Origin of the sequence: Pseudomonas sp. MEJ108 (genome assembly GCF_030208985.1) — a bacterium.
Classification (GTDB): Bacteria; Pseudomonadota; Gammaproteobacteria; order Pseudomonadales; family Pseudomonadaceae; genus Aquipseudomonas; species Aquipseudomonas fragariae.
Map to the genome: position 1 here is coordinate 84,900 of NZ_JARVSW010000014.1, position 16,171 is coordinate 101,070.

The following is a 16,171-nucleotide window of genomic DNA, read 5'->3' on the forward strand; positions in this document are numbered from 1 at the left end:
GGACCGTCCCGGTGCAAATGACCTGACTTATAAGAACAAGAGAGGTATGCGCATGTCCCTGGCTGATATTCGTCTGGATGATAAATACCGGCTTGCCACCGGCAATCTGTACCTGACCGGCACACAGGCCCTGACCCGCCTGCCGATGCTGCAAAAGCAGCGCGATGAGGCGCAGGGCCTGAACACTGCCGGGTTCATCTCCGGCTACCGCGGTTCGCCGCTGGGTAATCTGGACAAGAGCCTTTGGGACGCCAAGGACTACCTGCGACAAAACGCCATCCATTTTCAGCCGGGCATCAACGAAGAACTGGCCGCCACGGCGGTCTGGGGCAGTCAACAGGTCAACCTGTTCCCGCATGGCAAGTACGATGGCGTGTTCGCCCTCTGGTACGGCAAGGGGCCGGGGGTAGACCGTTGCGGTGATGTGTTCAAGCACGGCAACTCAGCCGGTGTTGCGGCCAATGGCGGTGTGCTGATCCTGGCGGGCGACGACCACGGCTGCAAATCATCGACCATCGCCCATCAGAGCGAGCATGCGTTCATCGCCTCGATGATCCCCGTGCTCAACCCCAGTAATGTCCAGGAGATTCTCGACTACGGCATCATTGGCTGGGAGCTGTCGCGCTACAGCGGTTGCTGGGTGGCGATGAAGACCATTGCCGAGAACGTCGACTCTTCCGCGGTGGTCGAGGTCGATCCATTGCGGATCAAAACCCGTATCCCCGACGATTTCGACCTGCCCGAAGGCGGCTTGCACATCCGCTGGCCGGATCCGCCGCTGGCTCAGGAAGCGCGACTCAATACCTACAAGATCTACGCAGCCAGGGCCTTCGCCCGCGCCAACCAGCTCAACAAGGTGGTGATCGATTCTGCGCAACCGCGGCTGGGCATCATCACCACCGGCAAGTCCTATCTGGACGTGCGCCAGGCCCTCGAAGAGCTGGGTATCGATCAGGAGCTGTGCGAGAAGGTCGGGATTCGCGTGCTCAAGGTCGGCATGAGCTGGCCGCTGGAACCGGTGTCGGTGCACGATTTTGCCGAAGGGCTGGACGAAATTCTGGTGGTCGAGGAAAAACGCAGTGTCATTGAAGACCAGTTGACCGGTCAGCTCTACAACTGGCCTGTGGAGCGCCGGCCGGTGGTGGTCGGCGAGTTCGACGAGCAGGGCCGCTCACTGCTGCCGAACCTCAGCGAGCTGACTCCGGCGATGATTGCCAGGGTGATCGCCAAACGCCTCGCGCCGTTCTACAGCAGCCCGCAGATCGAGGCGCGCCTGCAGTTTCTCAGCGACAAGGAGCAAGCGCTGCAGGCGCCGCTGTTCACCACCCAGCGCACCCCGCATTTCTGCTCCGGCTGCCCGCACAACACCTCGACAAAGGTGCCGGAGGGCAGCCGCGCCCTGGCCGGGATCGGCTGCCATTACATGACCATCTGGATGGACCGCGAAACCGACACGTTTACCCAGATGGGCGGCGAGGGCGTGACCTGGATCGGTCAGGCGCCGTTCACCGAAACCCCACACGTTTTCCAGAACCTGGGCGACGGTACCTATTTTCACTCGGGTCACTTGGCGCTGCGTGCGGCGGTGGCCTCCAAGGTCAACATTACTTACAAGATTCTCTATAACGATGCGGTGGCCATGACCGGTGGCCAGCCGATCGACGGCGTGCTGCGCGTCGATCAACTGAGCCGTCAGGTGTTCAACGAAGGCGTGCTGCGCATCGCGCTGGTTTCCGACGAACCGGACAAGTACCCGAGTCGTGAGGACTTCACGCCGATTACCACCTTTCATCATCGGCGCGATCTGGACAGCGTGCAGCGCGAGTTGCGCGAGTTCAAAGGCGTGTCGGTCATCATCTACGACCAGACCTGCGCCACTGAAAAGCGCCGCCGTCGCAAACGCGGCACCATGCCCGATCTGGAAAAGCGCGCGTTGATCAACCCGGCGGTGTGCGAGGGCTGCGGCGATTGCGGGGTCAAATCCGGGTGCCTGTCTGTGCTGCCCAAGGAAACGGCGCAGGGGCGCAAGCGCGAAATCGATCAGAGCGCGTGCAACAAGGATTTCAGTTGCGTCGAGGGTTTCTGCCCGAGCTTCGTCACCGTGCATGGCGGCAAACTGCGCAAGCCTGCGTTGCCCAAGCAGGTCGAAGCATTCGCGCGTCTGCCGGAACCGGTGCTGCCGTCGCTCGACAGGCCGTTCAATATTCTCCTGCCGGGTGTCGGCGGCACAGGGGTGACCACCGTCGGCGCGATGCTGGGCTATGCCGCAAATCTGGAAGGCAAGGGCTGCAGCGTGCTCGATCAGGCTGGTCTGGCACAGAAATTTGGTCCGGTGGTCAGCCATATCCGCATTGCCGCGCGCCAAGAGGATCTGTTCGCCGTGCGTATCGCCGCCGGTGAAGCGCACCTGCTGCTCGGCTGTGACTTACTGGTGGCTGCCGGCCCGGACGCGATCGCCAAGCTCGATAGCAAGATTTCCCATGCGGTGGTCAACAGCCAGCAAACACCGACCGCCGAGTTCACGCGCAATCCGGATGCCGTGTTTCCGGCCGAAGCCATGAAGCAGACCATCATCGAGGCGGTCGGCGCGGCGAAGACCCACTTTGTCGAAGCTACATCGCTGGCCACCCGACTGATGGGCGACAGCATCGCCAGCAACCTGTTCATGCTCGGCTATGCGTTCCAGTTGGGCCTGATTCCATTGACCTCGGCGGCCATCGAGAAGGCCATCGAACTCAACGGCGTAGCGGTCAACCTGAATCAGCAGGCGTTTCTCTGGGGGCGTCGTACCGCGCATGATCCCGCCGCTGTGGAGGCCTTCGTCAATCCACAAGACAAGGTCAGCGAGCCGCAATCGGTGGACCTTGATCAGCGTATCCAGAGTAACGTCGATGCCTTGAAGCAGTATCAGAACGCTGCCTACGCGAAGCGCTATCTGGCGTTGGTGCAACGCGTGCGCGACAGCGAATCGCGGGCATTTCCCGGTCAGCAGCCGACGCTGACCGAGGCGGTGGCGTTCAACTACTTCAAATTGCTGGCCTACAAGGACGAATACGAAGTGGCGCGGCTTTACAGCAACGGCGAGTTTACCCGCCAGTTGCAAGCGCAGTTCGAAGGCGACTATCGACTGGAGTTTCATCTGGCACCGTCGTGGCTGGCCAAGCGCGATCCGCACAACGGGTTACCGCGCAAACGCAGCTTTGGCCCGTGGATGCTGCGCGCTTTCGATGTGCTGGCGAGATTCAAATTCCTCCGTGGCACGGCGCTCGATCCGTTCGGTCGCAGTCTTGAGCGTCAGCAGGAGAGGGCGCTGATTGACCGCTATGTCAGCGATGTCGAACTGATCCTGCAGCACCTTCAGGCGCAGAATCGCCACACCGCCTTGAGTCTGGCACGCCTGCCGGAACGCATTCGCGGCTATGGCTACATCAAGGAAAGCGCCATGAAGGCCGCTGCCGTGCAGGCCGATATTTTGCGCAAGAGCCTGGAAAGCGGCGAAGTGGCTGCGCCGAAGCTGTATGAGGCGGCTGCCTGAGGAGCGCAATACCAATCAGCGTGCCAGCTCAGCGTTGGCACGCTTTTCATTACGCGATGCGATCGTCGTGCCGCGTAGAGGTACTGACTACAACGGCCTGAACAAGTGGGCATGCCCAGCGCGGTACAGCGAGGACTCGCTGAAGGTGTCATCGGCAAGCACACGTCCGACCAGAATCAGTGCGGTACGGCGAAAGCCCTTGGCCTGGACCTTTTCCTCAATATCCGCCAGCGTGCCAACGGCCCAGTCCTGGTCCGGCCAGCTGGCGCGGTGCACCACGGCAATCGGGCAGTCGGCGCCGTAATGTGGCATGAGCTCCTCGACGATCCGTTGCAGGTTGTTCACCCCCAGATGAATCGCCATGGTTGCCCGATGGCTGGCCAGACTGGCCAGTTCCTCGCCGCTGGGCATTGAGGTCTTGTCGGCATAGCGGGTCAGAATCACGCTCTGCGAAACGTCCGGCAGGGTCAGCTCGACGCCCAGAAGCGCGGCGCAGGCAGCGGTCGCGGTGACCCCCGGAATGATTTCGAACGGAATGTCGAGTTCGCGCAGGTGGCGGATCTGCTCGCCGATAGCGCCATACAGGCTAGGGTCTCCGGAATGCACGCGCGCCACATCCTGGCCCTGTGCGTGCGCGCGCTTGATCAGCTCGATGATCTGCTCCAGATGCAGTTCGGCGCTGTTGGTCACCTGCACGGCCTGATGGCCCTCCAGAACGGCGAGGGGCACCAGCGAGCCTGCGTAGATAATGACCGGGCAGCTGCGAATCAGGCGTTGGCCCTTGACGGTGATCAGCTCGGGATCGCCAGGGCCTGCGCCGATGAAATAGACAGTCAATGAATTCTCCGGGGTGAATGAGCGCGGGGAGATTATCCGCCGTGCGCAGGGCTGATTGCCAAGGCAAATGTGGCCTGCGCGCTTTTCTGCCGTTCGATCAGCAGCGTGGCGGTACCGTCTCCCAGTTGCGCCGCCAGCGCCAGAGCCGAGCCTTCGGCGACGCCATGACAGCCAGTGCTCTGGAACACCTGCGCAGAACGGTGCGTGAGGTGCAGTTCCCAGGCCACCAGTTGCGCAGCGTTGAAGCACACCAGCGGCACTGCAAGTTGCCCGGCCAGCTCAAGCAGGCCGGGCTCGGTTTGTTTCAGGTCGATGGACGCCAGCGCGGTCACCCGGCCGATGTCCAGCTCAAGTGCCTGCAGGCTTTGCTCGAGCAGATCGCGCAACAGCGCAGCCGAGCAGCCGCGCCGACAGCCCAGCCCGGCCACCAGTGCTGCGCCGGGTTGAAGCGTCGCTGGATCAGGCTTGATGCAGGTCGACATTGTCGTTATGCACATCGTTTCTGCGGAACAGCCAGGCACTGATCAATCCCAGCGCGACCCAGAACAGCGCGTTGGTCAGCAGCGAGGCCATCATGAACTGCGATTCCAGCGCCTCGGGAGCAAGGCTTTCATGGACCAGCGGCTGTGGCGCGCCAAGCACATGCGGGACCAGCAAAATCGCCACACCCAGTGCTTTGAGCAGCCAGTTCTGACCGAACACCAGCAAGGCCAGCCCGGCGGCAGTCGACGCGGCAGCGCCGAGCCACCACAACTGCCGCTGGCTCAGCTCGGCCGCGGCTGTGCCTGGCAGTTCGGGTGGCAGGCCAAAGGTGGGGGCCAGCACGAACACGGCAAAACCCGCCAGCCCCCACCATGCGCCTTGCACGGTGCGACCCGGCGCGCGCAGGGTGTAAAGCCCGGCAAGCATCAGCGCAAAGCCCACCGCGACCACCAGGTTACCGCCAGTGGTGGATAGCACACGCTGCCAGCCGTTTTCGGGCTCCCAGGCCGCTTCTTCATGGGCATGGCTGTGTTCGGCCATCGCGCCGTCCGCGTGCTGATGCAGTTGCTCGGCAGGCGCGTTTTCGTAGGTCTCGGCCTGCTGGATCAGCGGCACCACCCACAGGCTTTGCAGCAGGGTCAGCAGCAGGGCGGCGAGCAGGCCGGTGAAACCTGCGGTGTAGGCGATTCGCTTGAACATTGTGTGGCCCTCAATGGCAAGGAAAGGCAGCGCTGTGACGGGTATCGTGTGCCGCGTTGTGCACGGCCGCGATGTGCGAGAAACCGGCGAAGTACACCAGGCAGGCACCGAGAAGCGCAGCGCTGATGGCGGCGGTCAGGCGTTGAGTGCGTGTGGAGCTGGGCGCGGCGGCGTGGCTGCTGATGGTCGACATGGCGTTCCCTCTTGTTGGTAATCGGCAAGTGGGCCACGCGCAAAAGAACCTGCCGGCAGACGCCGGAGGTTTCAACTGCGCCCGCCCACCGCGGGTTTGTCATTGCAAGCATATCGGGCCGGTCTCCGGGCTCGCGAGGGGCCGAGACGTCAGTGCGTCAAAGCCTGCAAGGTCACCTTCCCATGCCAGTGGCACAGTGGATCAGACCTACTCTCGCTTACCGTTGCGGGGGCAGCACCGGACTTGCTCGACAACGCGAGCGCACCGGTTTCCCGTTTCACCCCGTGAGGGGCACCCGAAACAAGGCGCACAGGAGACCATGGGCGGCGGGGCAGCGTCAATCTGAACGATTGACCTGTCTGCAGTCACTGCGTAGCCTTGCTGATTCGAGGTTCTCCCCGGGTAAAACATCACCCAGTGGAGCTAAGACGGGAATGCGGTACAAGCCGCAGCTGCCCCCGCAACTGTAAACGGTCATGTTCATTGCACAGCCACTGCTGCGGCGGGAAGGCGCGATGAATGCGTGTCGGCACATTATTCATTGCCTGCCGCACGCCGCCGTGAGCCAGGAGACCTGCCTCGAACGGGCCTCACATGCTGCGGCCTTGGAGAATTCTCACTACAACCGGGCGGGGTGATCCGGTGGCGATCCGATCCGCGTGTCATGCATGCGGTTCTCGTCCTGTTTGCCCGCCGCATTGCCAAAGGGCACCTGATGAAAACACTGGCCAAGCTTCCCGTCACCATCGTCACCGGCTTCCTCGGCTCGGGCAAGACCACCCTGTTGCGGCACATGCTCGATAACGCCGAAGGGCGGCGCATTGCGGTCATTGTCAATGAGTTCGGCGAGCTGGGCATCGACGGAGAAATCCTCAAGCAGTGCACGATCGGCTGCACCGAAGAAGAAGCCAACGGCCGGGTCTACGAACTGGCCAACGGTTGCCTGTGCTGCACCGTGCAGGAAGAGTTCTTCCCGGTCATGCGCGAACTGGTCGCGCGCCGTGGTGACCTGGACCATATCCTGATCGAAACCTCGGGGCTGGCGCTGCCCAAGCCGCTGGTCCAGGCTTTTCAATGGCCGGAAATCCGCAACGCCTGCACGGTCGATGCGGTAATCACGGTGGTTGACAGCCCGGCGGTACTGGCCGGTACTTTCGCTGCCTTCCCGGATCAGGTCGATGCGCAGCGCAAACTCGATCCCAACCTGGACCACGAGTCGCCCCTGCACGAACTGTTTGCCGATCAACTGGCCAGCGCCGATCTGGTGATCCTCAACAAGGCCGACATGATCGACGCCGAAGGTCTGGCGACGGTGCGTGCCGAAGTTGCCGAGGAGCTGCCGCCTGCGGTCAAGGTGATCGAAGCCAGCAGCGGTCGCCTGCCGATCAGCGTGCTGCTGGGTGTCGGTGCCGAGTCCGAGCTGCACATCGACGCTCGCAAGACCCACCATGATCACCACGACGATGACGGTCATGATGACCACGATCACGACGCGTTCGATTCGATTTCCCTGAAACTGCCGCAAGCCGATGAGAAAGTCCTGCTCGATGCACTGAATCAACTGGTGGTGCAGCACGGCATTCTGCGTGTGAAGGGCTTCGCGGCCATTCCCGGCAAGCCGATGCGCCTGCTGATTCAAGGTGTCGGCACGCGTTTCGACAAGCACTTCGACCGCGCCTGGCGTGCCGATGAAGAGCGTGCCACGCACCTGGTGCTGATCGGTCAGGAGCTGGATGCCGCAGCCCTGCAAGTGCAACTCAACGCTGCGATTGCCGGCTGACCCATGCATTTACTGAGAACCCAGCCCGGCGGTTTCGTACCTGACGACAATATTGCCGATCTGGGCCAGACGCCGGCCGAGCTGGTGATTCTCTGCAGCGGCGACTCCAGCCTGGCGCTGCTGGCCGAAGCTGCCCGGCAGCTCCCCGAAGACTACCCCAGCCTGCGTCTGGCCAACCCGATGCAGGTCCAGAATCACGCCTCTGTCGACCTGTACGTCGATGAAGTGCTGCGTCACGCAAAGGTCATTCTGATTTCGCTGCACGGCGGTATCGGCTACTGGCGCTATGGCGTCGAGCGGCTGATGGAGCTCGCGGCACGTGGTGTTCAGGTCATTCTGGTGCCCGGTGATGACCGCCCTGATCCGGAACTGAGTGATCTGAGCACCGTGCCTGCCGCAGAGCGCGATCGACTCTGGCAGTTCCTGCGTCAGGGCGGCCTGCAGAACGCGCTGCAACTGTACAACTGCATGGCCAGTCGCTGGCTGGACCGCGATTACTCATGGGCCGAGCCCGCGCCGTTGCCGCGCACAGCCATCTACCATCCTCGCCTGGCAAGCGCGCAGCATGCCGATTGGCAGGCAGACTGGCTTGCCGAGCAGCCAGTGGTGGCGCTGCTGTTCTATCGCTCGCACCTGCAGGCCGCCAATACCGGTTTCATCGACGAGTTCTGTGTCCGCTTGCAGGCGCAAGGCATCAACCCGCTGCCCATTGCCGTGGCCAGCCTCAAGGAACCCGGCTGTTTTACTCAGGTGGAGGACTGGCTGGATGAAGCCGAAACCGAGCTGATCCTCAATACCACCGGTTTTGCCCAGTCGAGTCCGGAGGCGCCGCATCTGCGGCCGTTTCGGCGCAACGTGCCGGTCATTCAGGCCATCTGCGCGCAGGACAACGAGCCTGCCTGGCAGGCCAGCGAACAGGGCCTCGGCGCTCGCGATCTGGCGATGCACATTGCCTTGCCGGAGCTGGACGGACGGATCATCAGCCGGCCGATCAGCTTCAAGGACCTGGCCTGGCGCAGTGAGCGCAGCCAGTCGGACGTGGTCTGCTACCGTGCCCAGCCGGACCGGATGGATTTCGTCGCGGAACTGGCGTGGCGCTGGATCGAGCTTGCGCGCCTGCCCAATGGCGAAAAGCGCGTGGCGCTGATCCTCGCCAACTACCCGACTCGCGACGGTAGGATCGGCAATGGTGTGGGGCTCGATACGCCTGCTGCGGCGCTGAATATCCTGCGCGCCATGCAGGCCGAGGGCTATCCGCTGGCGCCGTTGCCGGACACTGGCACCGAACTGATCCAGCAACTGCTGGGCGGCGTGACCAATGATCTGGACAGTATCGACCAGCGCCCGTGTCAGCAGAGCATGGCGCTGGAGGAATACCTGGCGGCTTTCAACGAACTGCCGCAGGAAAATCGCGATGCGGTGAACGCCCGTTGGGGCACGCCGGACACCGATCCGATGTTTCGCAGCGGCCGGATGATGATCGCCGGACTGCGCTTTGGCCTCACGTTCATCGGCATTCAACCGGCGCGGGGTTATCAGGTCGACCCGAGCGCGGTGTATCACGACCCGGATCTGGTTCCCCCCCATGGCTATCTGGCGTTCTACTTCTGGCTGCGCAAGGCCTACGGCGCGCATGCGGTGGTGCATGTCGGCAAGCACGGCAACCTCGAGTGGCTGCCGGGCAAGGGCGTGGGGCTGTCGCAAACCTGCTGGCCGGACGCGGTGCTGGGCGCCATGCCGAACATCTATCCGTTCATCGTCAACGACCCGGGCGAGGGCGCACAGGCCAAACGGCGCACTCAGGCTGTCATCATCGATCACTTGATGCCGCCGCTGACCCGCGCGGAGACCTACGGCCCGTTGCGCAATCTGGAACTGCTCGCCGACGAATTCTATGAAGCGCAAATGCTTGATCCGCGCCGCGCGCGCGAGCTGCAGCGTGACATTCTCGAACTGGTTCGTGAAACCCATATCGACCGCGAACTGGCGTTGGGCGAGAACCTCGACAGCGATGCCGACGCGGCGCTCTGGCTGCCACGTCTGGACACTTACCTGTGTGACCTGAAGGAATCACAGATTCGCGATGGCCTGCATATCTTCGGTCAATCGCCGCAAGGTCGCCTGCGCATCGACACCTTGCTGGCCCTGCTGCGTATTCCGCGTGGTGACGGGCGTGGCGCGCAGTCCAGTCTGTTGCGCGCGTTGAGCAAGGCGTTCGAGCTGGACTTCGACCCCTTGAACTGCGAGCTGGCCGAACCCTGGACCGGCCCGCGTCCTGCTGCGTTGCAGCACCTGAGCAGCGACCCCTGGCGCAGTGCAGGCGACGCGCGCGAGCGGCTGGAGCTTTACGCCGCCATCCTTATCGAACGCGTCACGCAGGGCGAAGCGTTGACCGACTTGCCGGCGCACGATGATCTGGCGCTGATTCTCGACAGCTTGCGTGACGTTGTCGCGCCGCGTCTGGATGCCTGCGGCCCCGGCGAAATGCAGGGCATGCTCGATGCCCTGAGTGGTCGCTTCGTTCCGGCAGGCCCCAGCGGCGCGCCGAGCCGGGGCCGTCTGGATGTGCTGCCCACCGGCCGCAACTTTTTTACCGTGGACGTGCGCAACCTGCCGACCACCACGGCCTGGCGAATCGGCTTCCAGTCCGCCAACCTGTTGCTGGAACGTCACCTGCAGGACCATGGCGATCACCTGCGCCAGCTGGGCCTGTCGGTATGGGGCACGGCGACCATGCGTACCGGCGGTGACGACATCGCCCAGGCCATGGCGCTGATGGGCGTGCGTCCGGTGTGGGCGACGGGCAGTCAGCGGGTCGACGACTTCGAGATTCTGCCGATCAGCCTGCTCGACCGCCCGCGAGTGGACGTGACACTGCGGGTCTCCGGTTTCTTCCGCGACGCGTTCGCCAACCTCATCAAGCTGTTCGACGCTGCGGTGCAGGCCGTCGCGGCGCTTGACGAGCCCGACGACCTGAACCCGCTGGCGGCCAGGGTCCGTGAAGAACGGCAAGGCTTCCTCGCAGAAGGCCTGGACGAAGACGAGGCGGCGCGTCAGGCCGGCTGGCGGATATTCGGTGCCAAGCCCGGTGCCTATGGCGCTGGCGTACAGGGTGCTATCGATGGCCGCCTGTGGCAGAGCCGCGACGACCTTGCCGAGGTTTACCTGAACTGGGGCGGTTACGCCTATGGCGCTGCCGATGAAGGTACGCCTGCGCGTCAGCGCTTTGCCCAGCGGCTTTCTCAGGTGCAGGCGGTGCTGCAGAATCAGGACAATCGCGAGCACGATCTGCTCGACTCAAATGACTACTACCAGTTTCAGGGCGGCATGCTCGCCGCTTCTGAAAGCCTCAGCGGGCAAAAGACCGCCAGTTATCATGGCGATCACAGCCAGCCCGACCTGCCGAAGATCCACACCCTCAAGGAAGAGCTGAACCGGGTGATACGCTCGCGCGCAGCGAATCCGAAATGGATCGAAGGGGCCAAGCGCCATGGTTACAAAGGCGCATTCGAGATGGCCGCGACCGTGGATTTCCTGTTCGCGTTCGATGCGACCACCGAGCTGATCGATGATCACCAGTACGCGCTGCTCGCCGACGCCTATCTGCTGGACCCGGCGACTCGCGATTTCATCGCCGAGCACAACCCCGATGCCTTGCGCGACATGACCGAGCGCATGCTCGAAGCCCAGCAGCGCGGCCTCTGGCAGGAGCCTGGCGAGTATCAGCAGGCGCTGGAAGACCTGCTCCTGGACATAGAAGAGAACTGATGACCGTGTCTGATTCAACGATGAGCGAAACTCCGCATTTCCCACTGGCTGCTGTGGTCGGTGCCGATGACTTGAAACTGGCGTTATGCCTGACTGCCATTGACCCGCGCATCGGCGGCGTGTTGATCGAAGGGCCACGGGGCATGGCCAAATCGACGCTGGCCCGCGGGCTGGCCGATGTGCTGGCCAGCGGTCAGTTCGTCACCTTGCCGCTGGGCGCTACCGAAGAGCGTCTGGTCGGCACGCTGGACCTTGACGCCGCGCTGAGCGAAGGCCGCGCGCGCTTCTCTCCGGGCGTGCTGGCCAAGGCCGACGGTGGCGTGCTGTATGTCGATGAGGTCAACCTGCTTGCCGACCATCTGGTCGACCTGCTGCTGGACGTCGCGGCCAGCGGCGTCAACCTGGTCGAGCGCGACGGTATCTCCCATCGTCATGCTGCGCGTTTCGTGCTGATCGGCACCATGAACCCCGAAGAGGGCGAACTGCGCCCGCAGTTGCTGGATCGCTTTGGCCTCAATGTGGCCCTGAGCGGCCATACGCTGCCTGCCGAGCGCAGTCAGATCATCCGTCGCCGTCTGGATTTCGACAGCGATCCGCAGGGCTTCTGCCAGCACTGGCAAACGCAGCAGGATGCCTTGAAGCAGCGCTGTGAACAGGCACGTCAGTTGCTGTCGGGCATTGAACTGGATGACCAGTCCCTGGCAATGATCACCGAGCGCTGCTTTGCCGCAGGTGTCGACGGCATGCGCGCCGATCTGGTCTGGCTGCGGGCTGCGCGCGCGCATGCGGCGTGGCGGGGGGCCGGGCACATTGAAGAGCAGGACATCGAGGCGGTTGCCGAATTTGCCTTGCGTCATCGGCGTCGCGAGCCCTTACCGCCGCCGCAAAACTCCGAGGCGCCGCCACCGCCACCGGGCTCGTCCAGCAAACAGGCCGAGCCTGAAAGCGGGCAGGGCAACTGGGGTGAGTTGCCCGCTCAGGCCGTCACGACCGGATCACGCCGCGAAGTGCCGAGCTGGCCAAAAAAGCCCTAGGCATCCGCCCCCGCGCCATACAGGGGGCGGATGCCATTCCCCGTCCCGGTCGACTGGCCAGCGGCAGGCAGGGCGCTGTGCGTGTCGGAGCTGACGGCCCGGTGCAATGGTTGCCGACCTTTTTGCGCGGTCAGCCGAAGAGCTACAAGGACCTGGTTCGCCAGCCGCGTAGCAGCCGGCCCAGCGAGTTATTGCTGGTGATTGTCGATGCTTCGGCGTCTACCCGCCGCCATCAGGCGTTGAGTCAGGCCAAGGGCCTGCTGTCGCAGATGTTCGACGATGCCTATCGACGCCGGGCTCGGCTGGCCTTGCTGACCGCCAGCGGCACTGCGCCACGCTGGCAGCATCAAGGGCTGAAGGCCTCGTCGGCGTTGACACCCTGGCTGGATGCACTGGGGGCTGGTGGTGGTACGCCGTTGCCGGAAGCGCTGCAACAGGCGGCTGAATGGTTGGCGCAACGGCAAAAACGCTATCCGGCTGAACAGCAGCGGGTTCTGGTGCTGACCGATGGTCGGATCAAGTCGTTACCGGCACTGCCTGCGTTCGACTGCGCCAGTTTGCTGATCGATATCGAGAAAGGCCCGATCCGCCTGGGAAGGGCGCGGGAACTGGCATCGAGTCTGGGGGCCGAGTATCGGCACATCGATGAGTTGAAGCGGGTCTGAGGATGGGGAATCCGTCAGGCCCTGCTCTCTTGCCGATGCTCTGCGGGGTTGGCGCGCGCAGAGCATGGCACTGAGAACACATTCCTGTGGGCGCGGCTAGTGCGGCGATCCCACAGGTTTTCCATTACGCCAAGCGGGGAGCCCGCTCGGTCAGGCATCAAGCCGGCATGGTCCACGGCTCAAGGTCGTAGCCTTCGTTGCTGATTTCTGCACGGGCCTGTTCCAGAGCGCTGGCCAGCTGGCGCTTGTCGGAATAGGTGCTGCTCGGGATCTGCTTGCGACCGATACGGTTGCTGGTGCGGTCGATCACCGTCAGGCTCAGTTCGCCGTTACCGTCCTGTGGTGCCCAGGCAACACACTGGAAGGGTTCAAAAGCGTGTCCAGCGATCAGAAGTGCATCGTTGAAGCGCAGTGGGGCGTTCATGGTCGTTTCCTCAAGTGCCCATATCAATTCAGTCACGTCGGCGGGCTAACCGTCCGGCTGGTTACTTGTGTTGATGAACGACAAGGGGGCTTGAGTCACACTGTTCACTGAAAATAGTTGCGAATTATTTTCGGCGGGCACGCGCGTGAAGAAGGGTCGGGCAGGTAACGCATTAATGACCGCAGGTTATGAGCGTTAGACCCAAACGGTACAACGCCGCGTCAAATATTTGCTAGGGTGATGGTTGGGCTCGCCAACAGACTGTTTATAAAAAGCTTTTAAAAATCCCTCCATACGCCGGGCGCCAAGGAAACTTCATGCATGGATCGGCCCCAACACGACGTCTGTTAATGCTCGACGGCGGTGACGACTGTCATCCATTGATCGCAGTTCTGATCGCAGCCGGCTGGACGGTGCAGGAAAGCCCATCGGGTTCGGCAATCATTTCTGATTGTGATGTAGGCCTCATTCACCTGACGTCCGATCATTTTGAACACGTGTCCAGGCTCGAGGCGCTGTTCGTTAACAGCCCCGTGCGCTGGATTGCAGTGCTGTCAGCCAGTGATTTGCGACGTGAGAAAATCGGCGATTTCGTCTGCCGCTGGTTTTTCGACTTCCATACGCTGCCTTTCGATGCAGGTCGGCTGCATGCCTCGCTGGACAGAGCATTGACTGCCGGGCACCCGAATGTGCAGGGCGCGCCATCGCAATTCAGCGCGGAGCCCGAGCTGCTCGGCGACAGTCGGCCTGTCCGTGAATTGCGCAGGCTGCTGAGCAAACTGGCGCCCACCGATTCGCCGGTACTGATCAGGGGCGAGCGGGGCACGGGCAAGGAACTGATCGCGCGCAGCCTGCATACTCAGTCCTTGCGACGTGACAAACCCTTTATCGTCGTTGATTGCGCAGCGCCTGACGGGCAGTCGATCCACGCCGTGCTGTTCGGTCATGAGGACGGCGAATTTGACGATGCTCAAGAGCGCAGGGTCGGGCTGCTTGAGGCGGCAGACGGCGGCACGCTGTTGCTCGATGAGGTCGGTGAGCTCCCGCTGGATACCCAGGCGAGCCTGCTGCGCTTTCTCGAAGACCGGCAGATCGAACGCGCGGACGGCGGCGAACCGATTGCAGTGGATGTGCGGGTGCTGGCCGCGACCCGTGAGGATCTTGAAACGGCCGTGCGCAAAAAGCGCTTTCGCGACGACCTGTATTACCAGCTCAATGTACTGCAGGTCGGTGTAGCGCCGCTGCGCGAGCGCCATGGCGATCTGGCGCTGCTGGCTAACCATTTCGCCCATTTGTACAGTCAGGAAACCGGCAGGCGGGCGCGCAGTTTCAGTCAGGATGCGCTGGTGGCGCTGGGCAAGCACGATTGGCCTGGCAATGTGCGCGAACTGGCCGGTCGCGTTCGACGCGGGCTGGTGCTGGCCGAAGGCAGGCAGATAGAGGCTGCAAACCTGGGCCTGCTTGGCGAAGAGGACAGCATTGGCAGCATGGGGACGCTGGAGGATTACAAGTCGCGTGCCGAGCGTCAGGCGTTGTGCGACGTCTTGACGCGCCACAGTGACAATTTGAGTGTGGCGGCCAGAGTGCTGGGTATTTCGCGGCCGACGTTTTATCGATTGTTACACAAGCACCAGATCCGCTGAGTCGCCCAGCAACTGTGAGACAGCGGTCAGCGCCTGTTCGCGGCGCTGCACCCAGTTACCGCCCAGTACCCGGTAAGCCTGCCGGTGGTGTTCCAGCCATTCCCGGCTGGCGTCGAAAAAGGCCTGGCGTTCACCCAACTGCGGCTGGCAGCGCTGGCCGTCGCTGATCCAGTCAACGCCTTCGGGCGACAGCAGCAGGTGCAGGTCATAGGATCGGCTCAGCAGTTGCTGTTCGATCCACGCAGGGCAATCGCCGAACAGGGTGCGGCTCCAGAGCATGTTGCTTAACAGATGCGTGTCGAGTATCAGCAGGTTCGGCTCAGCGCTGCGCGCGGCGTCCTCCCAGGCCAGCTGGCCCTGGGCGATGGCCGGGATGTCGGCGTAATCGGTATCGCGGCCCTGCTGATCGATGAACTGCCGGACGTATTCGCCGACCAGCAGGCCGCCGAAGCGATGCTGTATTTGCGCCGACAGCCAGCTCTTGCCGCTGGACTCGGGGCCGGTGAGGACCAGAACTTTCATCGCGCCAGCGCCAGATCGTTGCGCCACTCGCGCCAGCCCTGTACCGCCAGCAGGGTGAACAAGCCATACAGCGCAGCCGTCAGGTACAGCTCCTTGTAGATGAACAGGCCGACGAAAATCACATCGAGCAGGATCCACAGCGGCCAGCACTGAACGCGTTTTTGCGCCATCCAGACCTGCGCCACCAGACTGAACCCGGTCAACGCGGCGTCCAGCCAGGGTTGTGCAGCATCGGTGAAATGCGCCATGCCGGCACCCAGTGCAACGCTGATGAGTACGCCAACCGCCAGCCCCTTGAGCACCGGACCTTTCTGCAGCGTGGTTACGGCTTTGACCGGCAGGCCGTCACCGTGCCGGGTCCATTGCAGCCAGCCATAGACCTGCAGGCCTGCGTAGATGACCTGCAGGAGCATGTCCGAATACAGCTTCACGTCGAAGAATATCCAGATGTAAATCACCACCATGACCAGGCCGATTGGCCAGCACCAGGGATTCTGCTTCACTGTCAGCCAGACTGCGATAACGCCGATGGCGGCAGCGAAGAGTTCAAGCCCGGACATGGCGGCTCCTTGGTGAGGGTAGTGAGGG

The 16,171-nt window shown here is 62.9% G+C and carries 13 protein-coding genes and 2 riboswitches; of the genes, 6 read left to right on the plus strand and 7 right to left on the minus strand.

Features of this window, described 5'->3' with window-relative positions:
* Nucleotides 1–52: 52 nt before the first annotated feature.
* Complete coding sequence (locus QRN50_RS08090; RefSeq protein ID WP_096126547.1) at nucleotides 53–3,535, plus strand: indolepyruvate ferredoxin oxidoreductase family protein; 3,483 nt, start codon at nucleotides 53–55, stop codon at nucleotides 3,533–3,535.
* An 87-nt stretch (nucleotides 3,536–3,622) separates the two neighbouring features.
* Here QRN50_RS08090 and cobM read toward each other — a convergent pair whose 3' ends face one another.
* Genes cobM through QRN50_RS08110 form a run of 4 tightly spaced genes read right to left on the minus strand, consistent with a single transcriptional unit; the run spans nucleotide 3,623 to nucleotide 5,747 of the window.
* Nucleotides 3,623–4,372 (minus strand): precorrin-4 C(11)-methyltransferase, encoded by a 750-nt coding sequence (cobM, locus tag QRN50_RS08095; protein WP_032657613.1) that lies wholly within the window; start codon nucleotides 4,370–4,372, stop codon nucleotides 3,623–3,625.
* Between the two features lie 32 nt (nucleotides 4,373–4,404).
* Nucleotides 4,405–4,854 carry a cobalamin biosynthesis protein gene (locus QRN50_RS08100; protein WP_024639573.1) on the minus strand — a complete coding sequence of 150 codons (450 nt, stop codon included), beginning with the start codon at nucleotides 4,852–4,854 and terminating at the stop codon, nucleotides 4,405–4,407.
* A complete protein-coding gene (locus QRN50_RS08105; RefSeq protein WP_003400609.1) occupies nucleotides 4,832–5,554 on the minus strand; it encodes a CbtA family protein in 723 nt (240 codons plus the stop codon). Before QRN50_RS08105 ends, QRN50_RS08100 begins: the two co-directional genes overlap by 23 nt.
* 10 nt (nucleotides 5,555–5,564) lie before the next feature.
* Nucleotides 5,565–5,747, minus strand: coding sequence for a CbtB domain-containing protein (locus QRN50_RS08110; protein ID WP_003342053.1), 183 nt, complete (start codon nucleotides 5,745–5,747; stop codon nucleotides 5,565–5,567).
* A gap of 99 nt (nucleotides 5,748–5,846) precedes the next feature.
* A riboswitch (cobalamin riboswitch) is annotated at nucleotides 5,847–6,061 on the minus strand.
* A gap of 58 nt (nucleotides 6,062–6,119) precedes the next feature.
* A riboswitch (cobalamin riboswitch) is annotated at nucleotides 6,120–6,343 on the plus strand.
* A gap of 119 nt (nucleotides 6,344–6,462) precedes the next feature.
* Here QRN50_RS08110 and cobW point away from each other — a divergent pair.
* Genes cobW through QRN50_RS08130 form a run of 4 tightly spaced genes read left to right on the plus strand, consistent with a single transcriptional unit; the run spans nucleotide 6,463 to nucleotide 12,994 of the window.
* The gene (gene cobW, locus QRN50_RS08115) at nucleotides 6,463–7,527 is read left to right on the plus strand and encodes a cobalamin biosynthesis protein CobW (protein WP_096126546.1); all 1,065 of its coding nucleotides are present in this window, start codon (nucleotides 6,463–6,465) and stop codon (nucleotides 7,525–7,527) included.
* 3 nt (nucleotides 7,528–7,530) lie between these two features.
* Nucleotides 7,531–11,295: a cobaltochelatase subunit CobN gene (cobN, locus tag QRN50_RS08120; protein ID WP_096126525.1), complete on the plus strand. Its 3,765-nt coding sequence runs from the start codon at nucleotides 7,531–7,533 to the stop codon at nucleotides 11,293–11,295.
* A complete protein-coding gene (locus QRN50_RS08125) occupies nucleotides 11,295–12,329 on the plus strand; it encodes a magnesium chelatase ATPase subunit I (RefSeq protein ID WP_011268155.1) in 1,035 nt (344 codons plus the stop codon). The genes cobN and QRN50_RS08125 overlap by 1 nt, the downstream gene beginning before the upstream one ends.
* Nucleotides 12,330–12,382: 53 nt before the next feature.
* Nucleotides 12,383–12,994 (plus strand): vWA domain-containing protein, encoded by a 612-nt coding sequence (locus tag QRN50_RS08130; protein ID WP_024641520.1) that lies wholly within the window; start codon nucleotides 12,383–12,385, stop codon nucleotides 12,992–12,994.
* A gap of 157 nt (nucleotides 12,995–13,151) precedes the next feature.
* On the opposite strand, the gene QRN50_RS08135 is transcribed toward QRN50_RS08130, so the two are convergent.
* Entirely contained in the window at nucleotides 13,152–13,418 is a 267-nt protein-coding gene (locus QRN50_RS08135) for a hypothetical protein (RefSeq protein ID WP_003315350.1), read from the minus strand.
* A 317-nt stretch (nucleotides 13,419–13,735) separates the two neighbouring features.
* Between QRN50_RS08135 and QRN50_RS08140 the strand changes: the two genes are divergently transcribed.
* Nucleotides 13,736–15,061, plus strand: coding sequence for a sigma-54 dependent transcriptional regulator (locus QRN50_RS08140; RefSeq protein WP_096126524.1), 1,326 nt, complete (start codon nucleotides 13,736–13,738; stop codon nucleotides 15,059–15,061).
* Here the strand turns inward: QRN50_RS08140 and QRN50_RS08145 are convergent.
* Complete coding sequence (locus tag QRN50_RS08145; protein WP_024639569.1) at nucleotides 15,038–15,583, minus strand: AAA family ATPase; 546 nt, start codon at nucleotides 15,581–15,583, stop codon at nucleotides 15,038–15,040. The genes QRN50_RS08140 and QRN50_RS08145 overlap by 24 nt on opposite strands.
* Nucleotides 15,580–16,143, minus strand: coding sequence for a nicotinamide riboside transporter PnuC (gene pnuC, locus QRN50_RS08150; protein ID WP_058821906.1), 564 nt, complete (start codon nucleotides 16,141–16,143; stop codon nucleotides 15,580–15,582). The genes QRN50_RS08145 and pnuC overlap by 4 nt, the downstream gene beginning before the upstream one ends.
* Between the last annotated feature and the right edge of the window lie 28 nt (nucleotides 16,144–16,171).